The 21,581-nt window shown below is 67.6% G+C and carries 21 protein-coding genes; 12 read left to right on the top strand and 9 right to left on the bottom strand.

Features of this window, described 5'->3' with window-relative positions; all coding sequences use genetic code 11:
• The first annotated feature begins 8 nt into the window (after positions 1–8).
• The 5 genes from ASF16_RS03660 to ASF16_RS03640 are packed head-to-tail and all read left to right on the top strand — an operon-like array spanning position 9 to position 3,245.
• Positions 9–512 carry a hypothetical protein gene (locus ASF16_RS03660; RefSeq protein ID WP_056162896.1) on the top strand — a complete coding sequence of 168 codons (504 nt, stop codon included), beginning with the start codon at positions 9–11 and terminating at the stop codon, positions 510–512.
• Between the two features lie 10 nt (positions 513–522).
• The gene (locus ASF16_RS03655) at positions 523–981 is read left to right on the top strand and encodes a hypothetical protein (RefSeq protein WP_056162893.1); all 459 of its coding nucleotides are present in this window, start codon (positions 523–525) and stop codon (positions 979–981) included.
• On the top strand, positions 938–1,453 hold the full coding sequence (locus ASF16_RS03650) for a Mov34/MPN/PAD-1 family protein (protein ID WP_056162890.1): 516 nt from the start codon (positions 938–940) through the stop codon (positions 1,451–1,453). Before ASF16_RS03655 ends, ASF16_RS03650 begins: the two co-directional genes overlap by 44 nt.
• Entirely contained in the window at positions 1,450–2,847 is a 1,398-nt protein-coding gene (locus ASF16_RS03645) for a ThiF family adenylyltransferase (protein ID WP_056162887.1), read from the top strand. Before ASF16_RS03650 ends, ASF16_RS03645 begins: the two co-directional genes overlap by 4 nt.
• Positions 2,844–3,245, top strand: a complete 402-nt coding sequence (locus ASF16_RS03640) for a hypothetical protein (RefSeq protein WP_156371900.1) — start codon at positions 2,844–2,846, stop codon at positions 3,243–3,245. The genes ASF16_RS03645 and ASF16_RS03640 overlap by 4 nt, the downstream gene beginning before the upstream one ends.
• Before the next feature lie 10 nt (positions 3,246–3,255).
• On the opposite strand, the gene ASF16_RS03635 is transcribed toward ASF16_RS03640, so the two are convergent.
• Complete coding sequence (locus tag ASF16_RS03635) at positions 3,256–3,903, bottom strand: hypothetical protein (protein WP_056162881.1); 648 nt, start codon at positions 3,901–3,903, stop codon at positions 3,256–3,258.
• A 618-nt stretch (positions 3,904–4,521) separates the two neighbouring features.
• The gene (gene glmS / locus ASF16_RS03630; RefSeq protein WP_056163027.1) at positions 4,522–6,462 is read right to left on the bottom strand and encodes a glutamine--fructose-6-phosphate transaminase (isomerizing); all 1,941 of its coding nucleotides are present in this window, start codon (positions 6,460–6,462) and stop codon (positions 4,522–4,524) included.
• A 137-nt stretch (positions 6,463–6,599) separates the two neighbouring features.
• Between glmS and ASF16_RS03625 the strand changes: the two genes are divergently transcribed.
• Together ASF16_RS03625 and ASF16_RS03620 are read left to right on the top strand one after the other, a co-directional pair.
• Complete coding sequence (locus tag ASF16_RS03625) at positions 6,600–7,088, top strand: Lrp/AsnC family transcriptional regulator (protein ID WP_056162878.1); 489 nt, start codon at positions 6,600–6,602, stop codon at positions 7,086–7,088.
• A gap of 353 nt (positions 7,089–7,441) precedes the next feature.
• A complete protein-coding gene (locus ASF16_RS03620; protein WP_056162874.1) occupies positions 7,442–8,494 on the top strand; it encodes a diguanylate cyclase in 1,053 nt (350 codons plus the stop codon).
• 163 nt (positions 8,495–8,657) lie between these two features.
• On the opposite strand, the gene ASF16_RS03615 is transcribed toward ASF16_RS03620, so the two are convergent.
• The 3 genes from ASF16_RS03615 to ASF16_RS03605 all read right to left on the bottom strand — a co-directional run bounded on the left by ASF16_RS03615 (position 8,658) and on the right by ASF16_RS03605 (position 11,962).
• On the bottom strand, positions 8,658–9,482 hold the full coding sequence (locus ASF16_RS03615) for an ATP-binding protein (protein ID WP_056162869.1): 825 nt from the start codon (positions 9,480–9,482) through the stop codon (positions 8,658–8,660).
• 137 nt (positions 9,483–9,619) lie between these two features.
• Entirely contained in the window at positions 9,620–11,047 is a 1,428-nt protein-coding gene (gene glmU / locus ASF16_RS03610; protein ID WP_056162867.1) for a bifunctional UDP-N-acetylglucosamine diphosphorylase/glucosamine-1-phosphate N-acetyltransferase GlmU, read from the bottom strand.
• Between the two features lie 156 nt (positions 11,048–11,203).
• Complete coding sequence (locus ASF16_RS03605) at positions 11,204–11,962, bottom strand: Crp/Fnr family transcriptional regulator (RefSeq protein WP_056162864.1); 759 nt, start codon at positions 11,960–11,962, stop codon at positions 11,204–11,206.
• Positions 11,963–12,100: 138 nt separating this feature from the next.
• Between ASF16_RS03605 and ASF16_RS03600 the strand changes: the two genes are divergently transcribed.
• Positions 12,101–12,499, top strand: coding sequence for a BLUF domain-containing protein (locus ASF16_RS03600; protein WP_056162862.1), 399 nt, complete (start codon positions 12,101–12,103; stop codon positions 12,497–12,499).
• 127 nt (positions 12,500–12,626) lie between these two features.
• Here the strand turns inward: ASF16_RS03600 and fabF are convergent, their stop codons facing one another.
• The gene (gene fabF, locus ASF16_RS03595) at positions 12,627–13,919 is read right to left on the bottom strand and encodes a beta-ketoacyl-ACP synthase II (RefSeq protein WP_056162859.1); all 1,293 of its coding nucleotides are present in this window, start codon (positions 13,917–13,919) and stop codon (positions 12,627–12,629) included.
• 338 nt (positions 13,920–14,257) lie between these two features.
• On the opposite strand from fabF, the gene ASF16_RS03590 reads away from it, so the two are divergent.
• Positions 14,258–14,854 carry a TetR/AcrR family transcriptional regulator gene (locus ASF16_RS03590; RefSeq protein ID WP_056162856.1) on the top strand — a complete coding sequence of 199 codons (597 nt, stop codon included), beginning with the start codon at positions 14,258–14,260 and terminating at the stop codon, positions 14,852–14,854.
• A 196-nt stretch (positions 14,855–15,050) separates the two neighbouring features.
• Here ASF16_RS03590 and ASF16_RS03585 read toward each other — a convergent pair whose 3' ends face one another.
• Positions 15,051–15,449: a DUF2917 domain-containing protein gene (locus ASF16_RS03585; RefSeq protein ID WP_056162853.1), complete on the bottom strand. Its 399-nt coding sequence runs from the start codon at positions 15,447–15,449 to the stop codon at positions 15,051–15,053.
• A gap of 105 nt (positions 15,450–15,554) precedes the next feature.
• Entirely contained in the window at positions 15,555–16,121 is a 567-nt protein-coding gene (locus ASF16_RS03580; protein ID WP_056162850.1) for a DUF2917 domain-containing protein, read from the bottom strand.
• Between the two features lie 137 nt (positions 16,122–16,258).
• On the opposite strand from ASF16_RS03580, the gene ASF16_RS03575 reads away from it, so the two are divergent.
• Positions 16,259–17,254: a LysR substrate-binding domain-containing protein gene (locus ASF16_RS03575; protein ID WP_056162848.1), complete on the top strand. Its 996-nt coding sequence runs from the start codon at positions 16,259–16,261 to the stop codon at positions 17,252–17,254.
• Between the two features lie 265 nt (positions 17,255–17,519).
• Here the strand turns inward: ASF16_RS03575 and tyrS are convergent, their stop codons facing one another.
• The gene (gene tyrS / locus ASF16_RS03570) at positions 17,520–18,758 is read right to left on the bottom strand and encodes a tyrosine--tRNA ligase (protein ID WP_056162843.1); all 1,239 of its coding nucleotides are present in this window, start codon (positions 18,756–18,758) and stop codon (positions 17,520–17,522) included.
• 205 nt (positions 18,759–18,963) lie between these two features.
• Here tyrS and ASF16_RS03565 point away from each other — a divergent pair, with 205 nt between their 5' ends.
• Both ASF16_RS03565 and ASF16_RS03560 read left to right on the top strand, forming a co-directional pair.
• The gene (locus ASF16_RS03565; RefSeq protein WP_056162840.1) at positions 18,964–20,322 is read left to right on the top strand and encodes a M23 family metallopeptidase; all 1,359 of its coding nucleotides are present in this window, start codon (positions 18,964–18,966) and stop codon (positions 20,320–20,322) included.
• A 136-nt stretch (positions 20,323–20,458) separates the two neighbouring features.
• Positions 20,459–21,580 (top strand): anhydro-N-acetylmuramic acid kinase, encoded by a 1,122-nt coding sequence (locus ASF16_RS03560; RefSeq protein WP_056162838.1) that lies wholly within the window; start codon positions 20,459–20,461, stop codon positions 21,578–21,580.
• Position 21,581 lies beyond the last annotated feature (1 nt).

The raw sequence follows: 21,581 nt of genomic DNA, 5'->3' as shown, positions 1-21,581 counted from the left end.
GAGCAGCAATGCCAACCCGCATTTACATCCAGTCTGAGTATTTCCCTGAGATCAAGTTCGTCGAAGTCAACGACGATGCCACCGTCGCTGAGCTGAAGCACGCAGCCCTAGCGCTGCTGCCGCCCGGTACCGAAACGTCCGACCTGACCCTCTCGGTCGAGGACGATGACGATGACGATGACGCCCACGGCTACGCTACCCACGTCAAGCACCTCAAGAAGGAGCATGGCGTGCGCGTACACCTCCACCGCTGCAAGCAGGTAGAGGTGAAGGTCCGCTTCGGCGCCGAGGTCGTGCACCACAAGTTCCGCCCGGCGACTACCGTCGGCCGCGTGCGCCTGTGGGCCGGAGAGAAGTTCGGCATGGCGCCGGGCGACATCGCCGAGCACGTCCTCCAGATTGCCGGCGCTACCGAGCAGCCTGACGTGGACATCCACATCGGCACGCTCACCAAGTGCCCGCAGTGCGAGGTGGCCTTCGACCTGGTGCCCGCGCACCGCATCAACGGCTAAGGGGCGAGGTATGGCACCGGACGAGCAATCGCTTCGTGCCGACCTCGCGTCGGCGCGCTTTCTCTCTGGCGAAGACCGCAACCGCTGGCAGTTCAAGAAGCTAGAGTGGCCTTTCGTCTATATCAACGTCATCGCCCGCGACCGGCGCGAGTACACGCTGCGCCTGGACTGCAGCGGCTTTCCGACCACGCCGCCCACTGGCACGTTCTGGGACCCGTCGACGAACAGCAAGCTGTCCTTCGACAAGTGGCCCCAGGGCGGCGAGCGTCTGCAGCTAGCCTTCAAGCCTGGGTGGAAGAGCGGCGACGCGCTCTACATCCCCTGCGACCGCGAAAGCATCGTCGGCCACGACTGCTGGTTCGCCCAGTACCCGCAGCTCATCTGGAACCCCGCCAAGGGCATCAGCCACTACCTGGAGGTCGTCCATGAACTTCTTCAAAGTCGCGACTACACCTGCGCCCCTGCTTGAGGTGCCGGCCGCGCTCTGGGCGGAGCTGATGGCCCACCTGCGCGAGCAAGGTGCCGGCGTTCGCGAAAGCGGCGCCTTCCTCCTTGGATGCAAGACCGATGCCGGACGCATGGTCAAGCGCTTCATGCCATACGAGCAGCTGCAGCCCGACGCCTTTAGCAACGACTACGTGTCTTTGAAGGCCGACAGCTTCGCCAAGCTCTGGGAGGTCTGCCGCGCCACCGGCATGACCGTCGTGGCCGACGTCCACACGCACCCCTTCGGCCCCGGGCAGAGCCGTTCAGACCGCACCAACCCCATGGTCGCCCTGAAAGACCACATTGCCCTCATCGTGCCCAGGTTCGCCAAGGGCAACCCGCGCCCGCGTGACCTCGGCCTCTATGTCTACCAAGGCAACCACCAGTGGGCGTCGTACTCGGGTTCCGATGTCGGCCGCCTCCTACGAGTTACCAATGCTGGAGTTTTTCAATGACCGAGTTGAACGCTGATTCCATGCACCGGCTGGCCAAGATGGCGCTGGACGCCGGTGAAGTTGACTCGCCCGAGGAGGCAGTAGCCTTGTTTTCGCGCTACCGCCTGCGCATCCACCTCGGCCACGGCTGGGCCGACACGCTGGCCGGGCAGGCCAGCTTTCTGACCGCGCTGAACACGGCCGTGCGCGCCTTTCTTGGCGGCGTTGAGGTCTACGACGACCTGAGCCATGTCCTTGATGTCCCGCTGTATCGAGGTCGCAGCGCACGGGAAGTCGCCAAAGAGCTCGGCGCGGCGGTGGTCACCTGCACCACGACCGAGCTGCCGACGCTCGTGCTCGGCGCCGCGCCCGACGCCGCTGCACCTGCCTTCTGCGTTCAGCTCGGCTGGGACCACTGGCGCTTCCAGATTGCGCCAGTCGGTGCCGAAAGCGCGCTGACCTGCGTCGATGACAACCCACTCGCCGGCATTGGCGCCGCCGCGCTGGGCGTCAACGAAGCCTTCATGCACGTCCGCGGCGACCTGGTCGAGGCTGGTCATCGCACCGTCGGCATGTCCCTCTGGAATCCGCTGGCCGTCGCAGACTGGCGCGACGATGCACACAAAGGCCCCCCGCTCGCCTATCTGCCGAAGTCCCTGTGGCTCGTCGGTTTGGGCCACCTTGGCCAAGCATATGCGTGGACGCTGGGCATGCTGCCCTACCCGGTCGACGGCCGGCCGCACCTGGTGCTTCAAGACTTCGACAAGGCAGCCAAGTCCAACCTCAGTACCTGCTTGCTGCTCTGGGCGGCTGACCTGCTCAAGCCGAAAGTCAGGGCCCTCGCTAGCCGCCTGGAGGCCGCCGGCTTCACCACCGCGCTGGTCGAACGCCGGTTCGGTCCTGGACACCGCGTAATGGTCGACGAGCCGACCACGGCCCTCTTCGGCGTCGACAACGTCGCCGCCCGTCGCGACCTCGACACGGCTGCGTTCGCAATGGTCGTCGAGACCGGGCTGGGCAGCGGCTACCGCGACTTCCGCAACATCCGCCTGCACACCTTCCCGGGGCCGCGCCTGCCTTCCCAAATCTGGAGGGCTGAGTCCGCCGCGCAAGCCGAGCCCGAGCTGAACGATACCTACAAAAAGCTCGCCGACGAACGCAAAGACATCTGCGGGATGACGCTGCTGGCTTCCCGCGCAGTGGCCACGCCGTTCGTTGGCGCGCTGGCGGCGGTGCTGGCCCTGGCCGAGGTGATGCGCCCGCTACACGGCGGCTTGGTCTACGCGGCCCTGGACGTGCAGATGAGAGCCCTGCGCCATCGCACCGGCGCAGCGCCCAGCACCTATCAAGGCCTCCAAACCGCCTTCGTTCAAGCGGAGAAGCGGCCGGTCAGCTCGACGCGGGAGGCGGCGTGAGCAGGCGCGGCTACAGGCGCCACGGCCGCGGCGGCCTTTCCACGGCGGTGGACAACACCGCGCACCTCGCCGCGTCGTTCGGCCCCGTCGGTGCCCTTTGCACGGGCGCGATTGGCTTTGCCGTCTTCTACACGGTGTTGCCGCTTTGCATGATGGCCTGGACCGCCGAGCGCAAGGCCAGCCTCAAGGGCTCGGCCGCTGCGGCCTTCGCGAGCTTGTTGGACCAGGTCATGTGGCACCGCCTCATCTCGCCTTGCCAATGCGCCGGCATCGCCATCCTGTTGGTGTGCTCGGCCATCGCTGTCTGGAAGTTCCTCGACCGAGCCGAGCTCAATGATGAAGACATGACCTTCCTGAGTTTCATCTCTAAAGGCATCGGCCGACTGATGGGGAACTGAGATGCATCCTTCAGAGCTTGTCGACCACTTCAACTGACGCCACAAATTCGTCCGCGTTGGCCACCTGCCCAGCCACTGCAAACAGCTGTCGAGCGTCCTCGTCCCACTGACGGTGCATTTGCTTTTCCAGCTTGTATTCGTCAAAGCGGCGGTAGACGAAAGGCAGCACTTCTTGATGCCAAATCAACTGCGGAACCGATGGATGGCTTCTCGCAAGACCAGAGTTGTGCCGATTGCCGAAACACACGATATGGATGACCAAGGTCTCGTCTTGCCACACACCATGACCGTAGAGGGCCCTAGCAATCTCCTCTACCTGGTGGGCTGGTCGGAATCCACCGGCGCAGAGCACCTTCTGCATGTTCTGGCGCTCTGGGTCAGTCCATGGCCCATTCAAGCCGCACTGCCCCGTCTTCACTTCAGAAAGCACCACCATCGGTCTGCGACGTTCAGCCATGAACAGCGGGTGGTCTGGCATGGGCCGCCGTCGGTTCTCCGCACGAAGCGGGAATCGCACCCCCAGCACATCGACGTCAGTCTGCTGCGGATAGGCGCCGTCGTCCCGAGGCCCCTCGGGATGCACGATGAAGTTCGGGATAGTGAGAAAGCCGTTGAGCCGCAAGAACCAGAAGGCGAGGCGTTCGGAGGGGATGCGCATGATTCACAGCATCCATGCCGTTGTTCGGTGTGTCAACAAGCCTCGTACGCCACGTTGTCCGGCGAGCATCCCTTGCGTGACAACGAGCGGGCCAGCTTGGCGTCAGCGATTCGAGCCAGCCAGCCTGGCCGCCACGATCGGAATGCGCCACGGGACTGTCTCTACTGGCAGCGATAACTCAAAATGCCCAACCGCCTCCACATGCGCCCGACGGCCGCTTCCTTCGGCGAAGCTGCCGGATAGGCCGCGTCAGGTCGGGGGACCGCTGCTGGAACCAGCTGCCGCTTAGGTCCCCGCCGACGAGCGACCGAGATCAGCCTCTTGCAGCCATTGGAGCCTTTTTGGGGGCCACTCGGACCACAAGAACTTCTAGAAAAACCAAAGAAAAAGAGCGCTCAAACTGGGCGCTCTTTTTTATATAGCAACAAGCCCAAACAGGGCTGCAGTTTGCTTCGTATTTCTAGGTCGCCGGTACCCGTCAAGTTCGAGTTTACGACTTTACTGTTACAAATGACCACCCCGCAAACCCGCGTGAATGCTGGAGGCTTGTTTACGACTTTATTTGCGTGTTTACGACTTTAATTACCCGGAATATTATCAATAGCGACAATAACCCCCTCACTCCACCGTCACACTCTTCGCCAAATTCCTAGGCTTGTCCACATCCGTCCCCCGCGCACACGCCGTGTGATACGCCAGCAGCTGCAGCGGCACCACGTGCAGCAGCGGGCTCAAGGGGCCGTAGTGTTCGGGCATGCGGATCACGTGCAGGCCTTCGCCGCTTTCGATGCGGGTGTCGCCATCGGCCAACACGTACAGCACGCCGGCGCGGGCGCGCACTTCCTGCATGTTGCTCTTGAGCTTTTCCAGCAGTGCGTCGTTGGGCGCCACCGTCACCACGGGCATGGCGCTGGTGACCAGGGCCAGGGGGCCGTGCTTGAGTTCGCCGGCGGGATACGCCTCAGCATGGATGTAGCTGATCTCCTTGAGCTTGAGCGCACCTTCCAGCGCGATGGGGTAGTGCAGGCCGCGGCCCAGGAACAGGGCGTTTTCCATGCGGGCGAAGTCTTCGGCCCAGCTGATGAGTTGGGGCTCCAGCGCCAGCACGGCCTGCAGGGCCACGGGCAGGTGGCGCATGGCCTTGAGGTGCTCGGCCTCCTGCGCTTCGGTCAGGCGGCCCTTGGACTGGGCCAGCGCGAGCGTCAGCAAGAACAGGCCCGCCAGCTGCGTGGTGAAGGCCTTGGTGCTGGCCACGCCGATCTCCACACCCGCACGGGTGATGTAGGCCAGCTTGCATTCGCGCACCATGGCGCTGGTGGCGACGTTGCAGATGGTCAGCGTGTGCAACATGCCCAGGGACTGCGCGTGGCGCAGCGCGGCCAGCGTGTCGGCTGTTTCGCCGGACTGGCTGATGGTGACGACCAGGGTGCGGGGGTTGGGCACACTGGTGCGGTAGCGGTATTCGCTGGCCACTTCCACCTGCGTGGGGATGCCGGCGATTTCTTCGAGCCAGTATTTGGCGGTGCAGCCGCTGTAGTAGCTGGTGCCGCAGGCCAGGATGAGGACGCTGTCGATCTCCTTGAACACGCGCCAGGCGGCGGCGCCGGGCTCGCCGTGCAGGCCTGCGCCGTCGAACAGCTCGGGCACGATGCCTTCCACGCCTTCGAGCGTGTCGGCGATGGCGCGCGGCTGCTCGAAGATTTCCTTTTGCATGTAGTGGCGGTAGGGGCCCAGCTCGGCCGCGCCGCTGTGGGCCTGCACGGTGCGCACGGGGCGCTGCGCGGGGGTGAGCGCAGCGCGGTCCTTGCCGACGATCCAGTAGCGGCCCAGCTGCAGGTCCACCAGGTCGCCCTCTTCCAGGTACACGATCTGGTCGGTGACGCCGGCCAGGGCCATGGCGTCGCTGGCCAGGAAGTGCTCGCCCACGACCGAGCCCGCAGTCCCGGAGCCCACGCCCAGAATCAGCGGCGAGCCGGCGCGCGCGCCCACCACGCGGTGCGGCTCGTCGCGGTGGATCACGGCGATGGCGTAGGCGCCATGCAGCTCGGCCACGGTGGCCTGCACGGCGTCGAACAGGTCGCCGCTGTAGTGGCTGTCCACCAGGTGGGCGATGACCTCGGTGTCGGTCTGGCTGGCAAACACGTAGCCGCGGGCCTGCAGGGCGCGGCGCAGTTCTTCATGGTTTTCGATGATGCCGTTGTGCACCAGGGCCACGCGGCCCGCGCTGTGGGCCTGGGCGTCGGCACCCGTGCCGTGGCTGAAGTGCGGGTGGGCGTTGTGCACCACGGGCGCCCCGTGGGTGGCCCAGCGGGTGTGGGCGATGCCGGTGGCGCCGTCCAGGTGGTCGGTCTGCACCTGCTCCAGCAGTTCGGCGACGCGGGCCGTGCTGCGGGCACGCTGCAGGCCACCGCGCTCGGTGCCGTGGCGGGCAGGGTCCAGGCTGGCGCCGTGCACGGCCACGCCGCAGGAGTCATAGCCCCGGTATTCCAGCCGCTGCAGGCCTTGCACGAGGATGGGAACAATGTTGCGCGTGGAGACTGCGCCGACGATGCCGCACATGGAGATGCCTTTGTGTGAGATGGATGCCGGGATGGTAGGCACGCTCCAAAACAATTTCTCATCGATATTTGCAGTGAAATGAACTTAAATTTCACCCACCCACGAATGTGAATTTAAGTTTCATAATCGCAATCAATATGGAATCCATAACCCTCGATGCCACGGACCTGCAGCTGCTGAACCTGTTGCAAACCGACTCCGCCCAGAGCAACCAGTCGCTGGCCGAGCAGGTGCATGTGTCCCCGCCCACCTGCCTGCGGCGGGTCAAGCGGCTGCAGGAGGCCGGGCTGATCGAGCGCCAGGTGGCCATCCTGCAGCCGGACCGGCTGGCCGCCATCCAGGGCCACGGCCTCTCGTGCATCGTGGAGGTGTCTCTGGACCGCCAGGGCTCCGAGCACCTGGATGCCTTCGAAGCCCGCGCGGTGGCCGACGACGCAGTGCAGCAGTGCTGGCGCGTGTCGCCGGGGCCGGACTTCGTGCTGGTGGCGCACACCCGGGACATGCCGGGGTATCTGGCGCTGTCGCAGCGGCTTTTTACCGGCGACGCGAATGTGCGGAACGTGAAGGCCTTCTTTGCCACGCGGCGGGCCAAATTCGATACCAAAGTGCCTGTATCGCTGGATTAACAAGCGCTAGCAGCTATACAAAATATAGCAAACCAATCGCCAATTGAATCGTGGTTTGAATCGTGGTTTGAATCGTGGTTTGAATCGTGGTTTGAATCGTGGTTTGAATCGTGGTTTGAGTCGTGGTTTGAGTCGTGGTGAAGTGGCGGTTGAGTCGTGGTCGCTTCACGGTCGATCCGCGGCCGATCTGTGCAACGACGGGTCGGCCTGTCCGCCCCGCGTCAGATGTAGGTCATTTCTCTCTGGCCTGCGCCGGCGGCCCACGGTAAGCTCCCCGCCAGCCTTCTTTACACAGACCTCAGCCCCATCGCACTCCGCCCCCGGCGGGCGCGGCCCACACCCCTTCTCCATCGATGCCGACGCCCGAACGCCAGATGCCCCGCCGTATCTACCCGCTGCGCGTGCTGGGCATGGGCCTGGGTGGCGCCGTGGTGGGCGTGGTGCTGTGGGAGCGCCACGCCTCGGTGTACGCCTGGTTGGGCATGGTGCTGCCGGCCTTCGTGTGGCCGCACGTGGCCTATCTGTTGAGTCGCCAAAGCACCGACCCGTACCGGACAGAGATGCGCAATCTGCTGGTCGATTCGGCGGCGGCGGCGGCCTTTGTGCCGCTGATGCACTTCAACCTGCTGCCCAGCGTGCTGCTGCTCACGCTGACCCTGGTGGACAAGGTGACCACCGGCATCCGCGGGCTGTGGGCGCGGTCCATTCCGGTGATGCTGCTGGCGGGCGTGGCCAGCGCGGTGCTCACGGGCTGGCACTGGGCACCCGAGACGTCGTTCGCCGTGCTGCTGGCCTGCCTGCCGGTGATGACCTTGCACACGCTGTCGGTCAGCGTGGTGAGCTACCAGCTCATCCGCCAGGTGTCACGCCAGAACCAGATGCTGGACGAGCTGCGCCGCATCGATTCGCTCACCGGCCTGTTCGGCCGCGGGCACTGGCAGGAGCAGGCCGAGGCCGCACTGCGGCGCCACCACACCACCGACGAGCCCGCCTGCATGCTGATGATGGACATCGACCACTTCAAAGAGGTCAACGACGAGCACGGCCATGCCGTGGGCGATGAGGTGATCCGTGCGCTGGCCCACGTGGTGCGCGGCCATGTGCGGGCGGGCGACTGTGCGGGGCGCTATGGCGGCGATGAGTTCGCCATCATCCTGCCCGGCATGCGGGCGCAGGATGCGCTGGCCATTGCACAGCGCATCAGGGCCCAGGCCGAAGGCGTGCGGCTGCGCGAGCTGCCCGATCTGCGCCTGACCAGCAGCATCGGCGTGGCCCCCGCCGACCACCGCCACAGCAACCTGCGCGCCTGGATCGAGTCTGCGGACGCCGCGCTCTACGCCGCCAAGAAGGCGGGCCGCAACCGCGTGGCGGGGTGCATGGAGCCGGAGCTGGTGCCTGCGGTGTGATGACCACCGACATGGGACGGCACCCAGCCCTTTCACGCTGAGCGCGTAGAAGCGCCGCGCAAGGTTTCGACAGGCTCAACCCGAACGGTTTGGGGCGATCCACCGCGGGTCCGTCTCGACCACTGCCTGAACCACTGCCTGAACCACTGCCTGAACCACGGCATCAACCACCGCCCCAACCACCCGCAGCAGCACCGGGCAGCGCCGCCGGCCATTGCACCCGCACCGTGCAGCCCGCGCCCACGCCCGCCGTAGCGGTGATGGCGCCGCCATGGCGCTGCGCAATCACCCGGCACAGCGCCAGGCCTGCGCCCACGCCGTCGAACTCGGTCTCGCGGTGCAGCCGCTGGAACACGCCGAACAGCTGGCCCGCACGTGCCGGGTCGAACCCCGCACCGTTGTCCGTCACCGTGAACCCTACCTGACCCGGCGCATCCGCCGCCACGGGCTGCACGCTGATGAGCGCGGGCTGCGGGATATTGCGCGTGAACTTGAGGGCATTGCCCAGCAGTTGCCCGAGCAATTCCTGCAGCAGCTCCGGGTCGGCATTCAGCGTGGGCAGGTCGGGGGCGATGCGCCACTGCACCTCACGCCCTGCGTGTGCACTGGCAAGGGTTGCGCGCGCCTGCGCCACCGCGTCGGCCAGCGGTACCGGCTGCCAGCGCACGGGGGCCTTGCCCGCGCGCGCCAAGGCCTGCAGCGCGTCGATCATCAGGCCCATGCGGCGGGCCGACTGGTCCATGGTGGCCAGGAAGCCCAGCGCCTCCTGCACCTCGGCCCCCTGCACCACGGCGGCAGGCAGGTCGCCCAGCGTCTCGCGCACCAGCGTGCCGTACGAGGTGAAGTGCCGCAGCGGCGCGCGCAGGTCGTGCGAGACCGCGCGCAGAAAGTCCTCGTGCGCCGCGGCCATGTCGGCCACCTGCTGCTGGCTGCGGGCCAGCTCGGTGCGCAGTTGCAGCAGGGTCTGCGCGGTGTCGTTGTCGCTCATCGTTCACACCCCTTGAAGTTGGCGCGACGCCCGGGCCAGGGCCAGCCAAAGCGCCATCGGCCGCACCGGGCTACCGGGCGCATTCTTGCCCCGCACCATCAGGGCGGAGGAAGGCGCGCAGCGGCTCACAGCGCTCCTCACTTCTTCGGCCGCGCCCAGTTGGCGATGCTGACCTGCTTGCCGCGCGCCACGCTCAAAGCGCCCGGTGCCGTGCTCTTGGTGATGGTGCTGCCCCCGCCCACCGTGCCACCTGCGCCGATGGTGACGGGCGCCACCAGCACGCAGTTGCTGCCGATGTGCACGTCGGCCTCGATCACCGTGCGGTGCTTGTTCGCGCCGTCGTAATTGGCGGTGATGCTGCCGGCGCCGTAGTTCACGCGCTCGCCCACCGTGGCGTCGCCCAGATAGGCCAGGTGGTTGGCCTTGGCGCCGTCGGCCAGCGTGCTGTTCTTCACCTCGACGAAGTTGCCGATGTGCACCTCGCGGCCCAGTTGCGCACCGGGGCGCAGGCGGGCGAACGGGCCGATGAGCGCACCGGCGCCCACGCTGGCACCGGCCTTTTCGCCGTCGATGTGGGTGTAGGGGTGGATCACCGCGCCCGCGGCGATGGTGGCGTTGGCAATGCAGCAGTGCGCGCCGATGCTCACGCCGTCGCCCAGCTCCACGCGGCCGGTGAAGATGCAGTTCACGTCGATCTCCACGTCCTGGCCGCACTGCAGCTCGCCGCGCGCGCCGGTGCGGGTGTCGTCGCGCACATCCAGGCGTGCCGGGTCGGCCAGGCGCACGCCCTGCTCCATCAGGCTGCGCGCCACGCGCAGCTGGTGCGCGCGCTCCAGCTCGGCCAGTTGCAGCGGGCTGTTCACACCGGCCACCTGCAGCGCATCGGTGATGCGGTGCGCCACCACGGGCACGCCGTCGGCCACGGCCATGGCGACGATGTCGGTCAGGTAGTACTCGCCCTGGGCGTTGTCGTTGGTCAGGCGTGCCAGCCAGCCTTTGAGCTGGCGCGTGGGCACGGCCATGATGCCGCTGTAGACCTCGGTGATGGCGCGCTGGGCCTCGCTCGCATCTTTATGTTCGACGATGCCCTGCACGGCGCCCTCGGCGTCGCGCACGATGCGGCCGTAGCCGGTGGGATCGGCCAGCGTGACGGTGAGCAGCGCCAGGCGCCCGCCGCCATCCTGCGTGCTCGCATCCACCAGCGCGCGCAGCGTGCCGGCGTGCGTGAGCGGCACGTCGCCCGACAGCACCACGGCCGTGCCGTCGTCAGCCACCAGCGGCGCCGCCTGCTGCACCGCGTGGCCCGTGCCCAGCTGCGGCTCCTGCCGCGCAAATTTCACATCCAGACCACGGCTGCCACTCGCGGCCCCCGTGCAGGCGGCTTCTACTTCGGCAGCACCGTGGCCGGTGATGACCACCGCGCTGCGGGCCTGCAGGTGTGCGGCCTGGTCGAGTACGTGGTGCAGCAGCGGGCGCCCCGCCAGGCGCTGCAGCACTTTGGGGATGCGGCTTTTCATGCGCGTGCCCTTGCCGGCCGCCATGATGAGGATGTCGAGTTGCGTCATGAACGATGAGGGAGAGTGCGGGCCGCGCCACGGTGCGTGCGCAGGTCGGTACGGGATTATCGGCTGCAGCGCACACCACGCCGCATGCTATGCAAAACATAGCGCCTGGCGCTTGCCAGATGCGCGGCAAGGCCGTTTTTGATGCCTGTCGGCAGGCTACAGCAGCGGCAGCAGGCGCGGGGGCGTGTCGTAGTACTCGGCGATGCGGGCCAGCGCGCGGGTGTTGAGCAGGCGCAGCCGCCCGTCTTTGAGCTCGTGCAGGCCCAGCATCGACAGGCGCCGCAGCGTCTTGTTGGTGTGCACCAGCGACAGCCCCAGTGCATCGGCGATGTGCTGCTGGGTAAGCGGAAACGCCACGGTGCCACCCTCAGCCATGCCGATGCGGTCGAGCCGCCGGTACAGGTGCATCAGCAGCATGGCCACGCGCTCGGTGGCGTTGCGCCGCCCGGCGGTGAGCAGGTTGTCGTCCACATGGCCTTCTTCGTGCGCGGCCAGCCAGGTCATGTCGTAGCCCAGGCGCGGGTGCTCGCGGAACACCGCCCACAGGCTGTCGTTCTGGAACACGCACAGCGAGCACGCGGTCAGCGCCTCCACCCCGTGCGCCGACGCGTCGCCGAACTCCTGCTGCAGGCCCACCAGGTCGCCCGGCAGCAGAAAGTTGAGGATCTGGCGGCGCCCGTCGCTCAGCGTCTTGTAGCGAAACGCCCAGCCCGAATACAGCGTGAACAGCCGCGCGTTGCCCTGCCCTTCGCGCACCAGCGCGTCGCCGGGCTGCACCGCCATGGTGTCGCTGCGGAACCCCTCGATGAAGTCCAGCACCTGCGGCTCCACCAGCGTGAACGCGCCGGTCTTGCGCAGTCCGCAGGCTCGGCAGGCAGGAGGGCAGGCGGGGACTACAGGGGGGACAGCGCTCATGGTGCGGCGATTTTAGAAGCGGTCCTTGCGCGCGCAACACCGCAAGAGCGCAGATGTTGCGCAAGTGACGCGCCAATGCCGCGTATGTCTTTTGACATTGCGCGACCGCGCTGCCCCGGCCTACATTGGGGCATCCCTATGAACCTTTCCCCCGCACTGTACGAGGTGCTGTACGTCAGCATGCTCGCGCCCGACCAACCCCTGAGCGTCGTGGCCGAGATCGCCGCCGCCGCCCGCGTGGCCAACACCAGGATGGACATCACCGGGCTGCTCATTTTCGACGGCCAGCGCTTTTGCCAGCAGTTCGAGGGGCCCAAGAAAGCGGTGCTCAAGCTCATCGAGCGCATCCGCAACGACCCGCGCCATGTGAACGTCGAAGTCCTGCACCACGGGCTGCTCGCAGGCCGGCGGTTCCAGAACTTCAACCTGGCCTTCAGCACCGTGGAAGACGTGGACGCGCTCGCGCGCATGGAGCAGCTGGACGGCGAGGCCGCGCTGGCCGCCTTCACCGCCGTGTGCGAAGAGCTGGACTACTGAGACCACCCCTCCCCCGGCCACCCACCCACGGGCTGGCCGTCGTCCCACCGCGCCGCGCCGGGCCGGTTGCACGGCAACCCGCCCGGCGCTCGCGCAGCCACTCAGACTTGCCCCTCAGGTCTTTGGATCAGGCCTGCCCTTGCGGCCAGCGCCGCAGCACCAGCGTGGCATTCACCCCGCCAAAACCGAAGCCGTTGACCATGGCGTGCGACAGCGCCATGGGCCGCGCCGCCAGCGCCACCATGTCCAGGCCCGCTGCCTGCTCATCGGGCGTGTGCAGGTTGAGCGTGCCGGGTACCACCTGGTCGCGCAGCGCCAACACGGTAAAGATCGCCGCCACACCGCCCGCAGCGCCCAGCAGGTGGCCCGTGGCCGACTTGGTGGAGCTGACGGCGATGCCGCCCTCGGTGCCGAACACGCGGCGGATCGCAGCCAGCTCGCCCCGGTCTCCGACCATGGTGGAGGTGGCGTGGGCGTTGAGGTACTGCACCTCGCCTGCGCGCAGCCCCGCCTGCGCCAGGGCTGCCTCCATGCTGCGTGCCGCACCATCGCCGTCCTCGGGGCCCGAGGTGATGTGGTACGCGTCGGCAGACGTGCCGTAGCCCACCAGTTCGGCCAGCGGTTGCGCGCCGCGGGCCAGGGCGTGCTCCAGCGCCTCGATGACCAGCATGCCCGCGCCCTCGCCCATCACGAAGCCGTCGCGCTGCGCATCGAACGGACGCGAGGCCTCGGGCGGTGCGTCGTTGAAGCACGTGGACAACGCCTTGGCCGCAGCGAATGCGCCCAGACTCACCCGGTCGATGGCGGCCTCGCTCCCGCCGCACACCGCGATGTCGGCCTCGCCGCAGCGGATCATGCGGGCGGCATCGCCCAGCGCCTGCACGCTGGCGGCGCACGCCGTCACCGGAGCACCCAGCGGGCCCTTGAGCCCGTGGCGGATGGACACATGCCCCGCCGCCAGGTTGACCAGGAACGACGGCACGGTGAACGGCGACAGCCGCTGCGGCCCGCGCGTTTCGGTGGTGCGCACCGCATCGGCAATGGCGCCGAACCCGCCGATGCCCGATGCGATGACGGTGGCCGTGCGCGCGAGCGCGGCCGCATCGCCGCCCGCGACAGCTGCGACAGGCCAGCCGGCCTGCGCCAGCGCCTGCTGCGCTGCGCCCAGCGCAAACGGGATGAAGCGGTCCATCTTGCGCTGGTCCTTGGGCGAGACGATGGCGTCCACATCCCAGCCGCCCTCGGGGTCTTCGGCCACGCTCAGCACACGCCCGGCGACCTGTGCGGGCACGCCTTCAGCGACCCCCTCCGGCAGGCGGGTGACCCCCGAGCGCCCGGCCAAAAGGCGCTGCCAGGCCAGTTCCACGCTGCTGCCCAAGGGCGAGACCAGGCCCATGCCCGTGATGACGATGCGGCGCATCAGCGGTCGGCTCCGTGAATGCAGGCTGCTGCGCAGGTGCACAGGTGGGACGGGGTGATCTTCATGAAAACATCTCGCTGGTTGTCGGCGCGGGTTGCGCCTGCTGAGGATGGTTGTGGCGCCCACGGGTGTTCGGTGGCGTTCAGTACGTCCGGCGGCGTCTGAGTGGCATTCGAGTGGCGGTTGCGGACAGTGGGGACCGGTGCAACCCGGGGTGGCCGCCAGCGACGTTGCCCCACCCTGCCACGCCGCCGTGGGGCCGAGGCTTATGATTGGAGCCGTCATCATAAGCACAAAACAGCTTATTGCGTACGACCGCAATCATTAAAAGGTTTTCCATGAAGGTGTCCAAAGCACAGGCCGCAGAGAACCGCCAGGGCATCCTGGACGCGGCGTCGCGGCTGTACCGCGAGCGCGGCCTGACGGGCGTGGGCGTGGCCGACATCACCCGCGACGCCGGGCTGACGCACGGTGGGCTGTACCGGCATTTCGCGTCCAAGGACGCCCTGGTGCGCGAGGCCTGCGCGCGTGCGTTCGACTGGTCGATCGCGCCGCTGGACGGGCACACGCCCAACGCCAACATGGCGGACCGCATCAAAAGCTATCTCTCGCCACAGCACCGCGACGAACCCGGCAACGGTTGCCCGGCCGCTGCGCTGGCGGTGGACGCGGCCCGCGCGGGGCCCGAGTTGTCGCAGGTGTTTGCCGAAGGCATCGAGCGCAACATCCAGCGCTTCACGCAGTTGCTGGCCGACCACGCGCCGGGCGCCCCGCCCTCGGCCCAGCGTGCACGGGCCATGGAAGTGCTGGCCACCATGGTCGGCGGCCTGGCGCTGGCGCGGGCCACGGCAGCGGGGCAGCCCGACCTGTCGCAAGAAATTTTGGTCACGCTGCAGGCGCAGCTGATCGACCTGCTGGAGACCCCGCCACGCTGACGCAAGGCGCGCACCCCGCTGCCCTGGCCTTGTCACGTCTTGTCTTGCTATCAAAAAAAGAGCTTCTGCCGCTTGCAGGACAAGCGGCAGAAGCTCTCAGGGCATTGATTTCCGGGTCAGCCCATGAAGTGCCAGTGATGGCACGGGGTCGACACCGTGGCGCGGGATCTGCAGGGCAGCCCCGGGCCGGCGTACTTCAGGCGCAGCAGGCGTCCCCGCCCACGCGCTGGTCGGCGGCTGCAGCGCTGCCGAAGGCCGCGCGGCGCCACCAGGGTGCAGCGCCTTCCGCATGCGCCGCTGCGGCCACGCGGTACTGCAGGCGCTGGGTGCCGATGGGCTCCACCACGGCATGCTGGCCGGCAGCGATCTGCAGCGTCTGGCCGGCGTGCAGGAAGACGTCGCCCGCCTCGGCGCCCGTGCCATAGGGGCCGGCATCGAGCGTGATCCAGGCGTGGCCTTCGGCAACGCGCAGGGCCAGGGCCGAGCGGGGGGTCAGGCTGACGGCACTGCCGGGCAGCACGGTAGTGGTGCCCTGGGCGGACTTTGCCGTGGCAGCGGTGGATTGGACTTGGAAGGTGTGCGAGGTGGTGTTCATGGCGTTCTCCGGGTTTACCCTTGATGGACTCTATGGTGCGGCGTGCTAGACACGGCGTCCAATGAAAAGGAATGTGTCGATTGATGCTCTTCTTGCATGTCGTTCTCAAGCCGTTGTGCGAGCGCGCGGTGCTGCTATCCGAAAGAGAGCAAAGCGCGCGATTCCGACCGCCAGCCGGCTGCCTGCGCCCAACACCTGCACGCCCGCCTGGCCCACGGCACGGCCGCCCTGGCCCAGGGCCTGCATCAGGTCGCGCAGGGGCAAGGCGACGCTGCATTCCCACTCGGCACCGGGCCGCAACAGGCGCTGGGCCTGTGCAACGGGTTGCGCCGCCCACTCGAACGCCACGGCTTCAGGCGGCGTGCCGGCGGGGCTCCAGGCTTCCATCACCACATGCTGGCCGGGCGCGACCACCAGGCGCTCGCCGGCCTGCAGCACATGGTCGGCCAGGCACATCGGCAGGTCCGGGGGCAGGTCCACCGGCAGCCCGGCCAGCGACGCGCCCCGCAGGGTGACCCAGGCGCGGCCTTGCGCGATGGCGAGCACGCCGTGCTCTCGCGGATGCAGCGACAGGGCACGGCCAGGGTTCAGTTTCCAGCAACCGGCCGCAGGTCGGCCAGCCGATGGGGCGTGGGCGGATTGTTGCGATTCCAGAACGTTGCGGGCTGACATGACGGGCTCCTTCGGGTGCGCTCAATACGCGTTGATGAGCATCAATGTTGCCGCAAGCGCCCTACCCAGTCCAATGAAAACGCGGTACGCTATTCATTCCATCGACGCATGAATCTGGAACTTCTCAGGAACCCGCCATGGCCTCAGCCGAGTACTCCCCTGCCGTCCTTCGCACCCGCGCCGTGGCCACCGGCCACTGGCGCGCGTTTCTGGCCGTGGCGCGGCACCTGAACTTCCGCGCCGCGGCGGACGAGCTGTCGCTCACCCAGTCGGCCGTGAGCCGCCAGATCCAGGCGCTGGAAGAAGAAGTGGGTGTGGCGCTGTTCCTGCGCCACACGCGCGCGGTGGAGCTGACCAGCGCGGGCGCGCAGCTGCAGCGCGCCGTGGCGCCGGCCATCGAACGCATGGACGCCGCCGTGCGCCTGGTGCGCCAGACGGCCGGCCGGCGCAGCGTGGCCATCACCACCTGGGCCAGCTTTGCATCGATGTGGCTCATCCCGCGCATGGAGGAGTTCCAGCGCGACAACCCGGGCATCGACATCCGCATCGATGCAAGCGACGTGCAGATCGACCTCGACACCTCGGACGTGGACCTGGCGTTGCGCTACGCCATGCCCGGCGGCGCCACCCAGGGCGGCACGCGCCTGTTCGGCGAGCAACTGGCGGTGGTGGCCAGCCCCTGGCTGCTGAAAAGCGGCAAACCCCTGCGCACGCCGGCCGACGTGGCGCAGTTCACCCTGATCGAGGCGGGCGACGCCCACCGCACGCATTACCTGGAATACCTGAGCTGGCGCCGCTGGTTCGACGCGCGCGATCTGGCCAAGCTGCAGCCCGAGCGCTGGCTGTACTTCAACTACGCGCACCAGATCGTGCAGGCCGCGCTGGCAGGCCAGGGCCTCGCCCTGGCCCGCATGCCGCTGATCGCAGACGCCCTGGCCTCGGGCGACCTGGTGGAGGTGCTGCCCGGCCACCGCATCGACTCGCCCCTGACCTACTGGCTCGTGGTGGGCCCGCGCAGCGCCCACCGGCCGGAGATCAAGGCGTTCTGCGCCTGGCTGGAACTGCAGGCCCAGGCCACGCGCGAGGCCATCGGCGATGTGCCCGACCCGGATCTCAATGACAATCTGGATTGAAGGTGGGCGCGCCGGATAGCGAGGCAACGACGTACCAAAGGCAGCAGGGCAAGGGCCGCGGCACTGACCAGCAAACGCTATCAAAAAAATAGCTGCCAGCGCCTATCCATCAAGCGGTAGCAGCCATTTTTATCGACACATACAACAGGCGCAACGACAAATCGCAGCGGTCACAACCGACGCGCCCGATGCCAGTGCACCCGTTGGAGCCGGCTTCGCCGGGCCACCGGGTGCGTCCCCCCTCCGGGCGAAGCGGCGCAGCCGCTCAGGGGGCGACCAAAGTCACCCGTGCGAACTTGCGCTTGCCCACCTGCACCACGTAGGTGCCCGCGTCGAGCTTCAGGCCCTTGTCGCTGACCACGCTGCCATCCACGCGCACGCCGCCGCCGTCGATCAGGCGGCTGGCCTCGCTGCCCGACGGTGCCAGGTTGGCCTGCTTGAGCAGCGCACCAATGCCCAGCGGCGCGCCGGACAGGCTCACCTCCGGGATCTCATCGGGCACGCCGCCCTTGCTGCGGTTGATGAAGTCCTGCTCGGCCGCCTCGGCCGCGGCCGCGCTGTGAAAGCGGGTGGTGATCTCCTTGGCGAGCATCACCTTGGCGTCCTTGGGGTTGCGCCCGCCGGCGATCTCGCCCTTGAGCGCAGCGATGTCGGCCAGGCTCTTGAACGACAGCAGCGTGTACCAGTCCCACATGAGCGTGTCGCTGATGGACAGCACCTTGGCGAACATCGTGTTGGGCTCTTCGGTGATGCCGATGTAGTTGTTCTTGGACTTGGACATCTTGTCCACGCCGTCCAGGCCCACCAGCAGCGGCATGGTGAGCACACACTGCGGCTCCTGGCCGTACTCCTGCTGCAGGTGGCGGCCCATGAGCAGGTTGAACTTCTGGTCGGTGCCGCCCAGCTCCAGGTCGCTCTTCAACGCCACCGAGTCGTAGCCCTGCATCAGCGGGTACAAGAATTCGTGCACCGAGATGGACTGCCCGGTGGTGAAGCGCTTGTGAAAATCGTCGCGCTCCATCATGCGGGCCACGGTGTACTTGGCGGCCAGCTGGATCATGCCGCTGGCGCCCAGGGGCTCGCTCCATTCGCTGTTGTAGCGGATCTCGGTGCGCGCCGGGTCCAGCACCAGGCTGGCCTGGCGGTAGTAGGTCTCGGCGTTGGCCTTGATCTGATCCTTGGTGAGCGGCGGGCGCGTGCTGTTGCGGCCCGAAGGATCGCCGATCAGGCTGGTGAAATCGCCGATCAGAAAGATCACCTGGTGGCCCAAATCTTGCAACTGGCGCATCTTGTTGAGCACCACGGTGTGGCCGATGTGGATGTCGGGCGCGGTGGGGTCCAGCCCCAGCTTGACACGCAGGGGCTGGCCCGACGCTTCGGAGCGCGCGAGCTTTTGGACCCACTCGTCCTGGGGCAGCAGCTCGTCGACGCCGCGCAGCGAAATTTCGAGCGCCTTTCCTACACCATCGGACACCGGGCTTGTTGTAACAGCAGATTGATTCATAAGGGTTTTTTGGGATGTCTAGACAGCGTGCGCCGCTATACTTGCGCCCACCTTGCCAAGGCCGGATTCTAGTGGGCCCGGTGTTACGACGCCTTCAGCCCGCAGCCGATACCTTGCACCTGACAGCTTGTGCCTTCAGCCTTGCCCCGCTAGCGCGCGCAGCGGGGGAGTGTCATGGAGCCACGTTCACCCTGGGGATAGACCTTTGATTCATGGCTTGACCACCGCCAGCACGGCTCTGCTTGACCGGCTGTCCCACACGATCCAGAAACACCCCAAGCGCATCACCGCCGCCATTGCAGCCATCTTGCTGACAGGCGGCGGCGGCGCATTCGCCGTGGCGTCCTTCGCGCCCGACCCGGCCGAGATGCCGGTGCGCATGGTGACGCTGCCCGTCGAATCGCTGGCCGAGAACATGGTGCTGGGCGAGCTCGATGCCCCCGGCTTCTCGCTGTACCGCTCCGAGCAGGTGCGCAGCAGCGACACACCCGAATCGCTGCTGCAGCGCATGGGCGTGGCCGATCCGGCCGCTGCCGCCTTCATGCGCGGTGACACGCCCGTCAGACAGAACATGCTCGGCCGTACCGGCCGCGTCGTGTCGGCCGAAACCACCGACGACCACCGCCTGGTGCGCCTGACGGCCCGCTGGGTGCCGGACGATAGCGGCAACTTCCGCCGCCTGATCGTGCAGCGCACGGGCGACAACAAATTCACCTCGCGCGTCGAGACCGCCAAGATGACGGCCAGCAGCCGCCTGTCGGGCGGCGTCATCAACAGCTCGCTGTTCGCCGCCACCGATGCGTCCAACATCCCCGACGGCGTGGCCGTGCAGATGGCCGAGCTGTTCTCGGGCAACATCGACTTTCGCCGCTCGCTGCGCAAGGGCGACCGGTTCTCCGTGGTGTACGAAACTCTGGAGGCCGACGGCGAGCCCCTGTCCAGCGGCCGCGTGCTGAGCGCCGAGTTCGTCAACAACGGCAAGACCCACCAGGCCATCTGGTTCCAGGAGCCGGGCAGCAAGGGCTCGTACTACACCCTGGACGGCGAGAGCATGCGCCGCGCCTACCTGACCTCGCCCGTCGAGTTCTCGCGCGTGACCAGCGGCTTCAAGATGCGCCTGCACCCCATCCTGAAGACCTGGCGCGCCCACCTGGGCACCGACTTCGCAGCCCCCACCGGCACCGCCGTGCGCACCGTGGGCGACGGCGTGATCGAGTTCGCTGGCGTGCAGAACGGTTTTGGCAATGTGGTCTTCGTCAAGCACCGCAACCAGCACGTCACCGTGTACGCCCACCTGAGCCGCATCGACGTGCGCCAGGGCCAGTCGGTCGAACAGGGCCAGACCCTGGGCGCCGTGGGCTCCACCGGTTGGGCCACAGGACCGCACCTGCACTTCGAGTTCCGCGTGAACGGCGTGCACCAGGACCCGCAGACCATTGTGGCCGCCAGCGACGCTGCCGCCCCCATCTCGGCCGCATCGCGCCCTGTCTTCCAGCGCCTGGCGTCCAACATGCGCATTCAGCTGAATGCCGCAGCGCTGATCGAGCAAGCCAGCGCAGAGTGATGTGACCCCCTCTGAGTCGCCTGCGGCGCCTTCCCCCCAGGGGGACGACGCCAGCGGCCTGGCAAAGCCAGTTCCGCGGCGTCCCTGGCTGGGTCCGCGCCCATAGCAAACGCCCTCGCCCGTTCGCAGGCTTCCCATGAGCACCATCACCAACGAGCTGTACATCGGCCTGATGTCGGGCACTTCGCTCGATGGCGTCGACGGGGTTCTGGCCGACTTTTCGGGCCCGCGCATGGTGGTCACGCACCATGCCAGCGCGGGCTTCGCACCGGAGCTGCGGGCCGAGCTGCTGGCGCTCAATACCTCTGGCCACGACGAACTGCACCGCGCCGCGCTGGCGGGCAATGCGCTGTCGCTCGCATATGCCGGGGTGGTGCGCACGCTGCTGGCCCAGAGCGGCCTGCCCGCCACCGCCATCCGCGCCATCGGCGCCCACGGGCAGACGGTGCGCCACCGCCCGCAGGAATTCGACGGCACCGGCTACACACTGCAGTTGGGCAGCCCCGCCCTGCTGGCCGAGCGCACCGGCATTGCGGTGGTGGCGGACTTTCGCAGCCGCGATGTGGCGGCCGGCGGCCAGGGGGCACCGCTGGTGCCGGCGTTTCACCAGGGCGTGTTCGGCCGGGCTGGCGAGACGGTGCTGGTGCTCAACATCGGCGGCATCTCCAACCTCAGCGTGCTGGGCGCGGACGGCAGCGTGCTGGGCTTCGATTGCGGCCCGGGCAATGCGCTGATGGACCACTGGTGCCAGCAGCACACGGGCCAGCCGTACGATGCAGGCGGGGCCTGGGCGGCCAGCGGGCAGGTGCTGCCGGGACTGCTGGCGTCACTGCTGCAAGAACCGTTTCTGCACAAGAGCGCGCCCAAAAGCACGGGGCGCGACCTGTTCAACCCCGGCTGGTTGGCGGCGCACCTGCACGCGTGGGGCGACGCCCGGCCTGTGGATGTACAGGCGACATTGACCGAATTCACCGCTACCGCTTGCCAGATGAGCGCAAGCAGCTATCAAAAAGATAGTGCATCGCTGGCGGTGTGCGGCGGCGGCGCACTCAACGCCCACCTCATGGCCCGGCTGCAGGCCCTGTGCCCCGCCCTGCGTGTGGTGGCCACCGACGCTCTCGGCCTGCCCGCCCTGCAGGTGGAAGCCGCCGCGTTCGCCTGGCTGGCACGCCAGGCGGTCATGGGCCAGCCGGGCAACCTGTCAAGCGTGACCGGCGCCGTAGGGCCCCGCGTGCTGGGCGCCATCTACCCGGCCTGAC

This window comes from Acidovorax sp. Leaf78 (genome assembly GCF_001422735.1).
In the GTDB taxonomy this organism is placed as follows: Bacteria; Pseudomonadota; Gammaproteobacteria; order Burkholderiales; family Burkholderiaceae_C; genus Acidovorax.
Note: the sequence above shows the minus strand (reverse complement) of the source record. Positions and strands in the feature narration are given on the sequence as shown.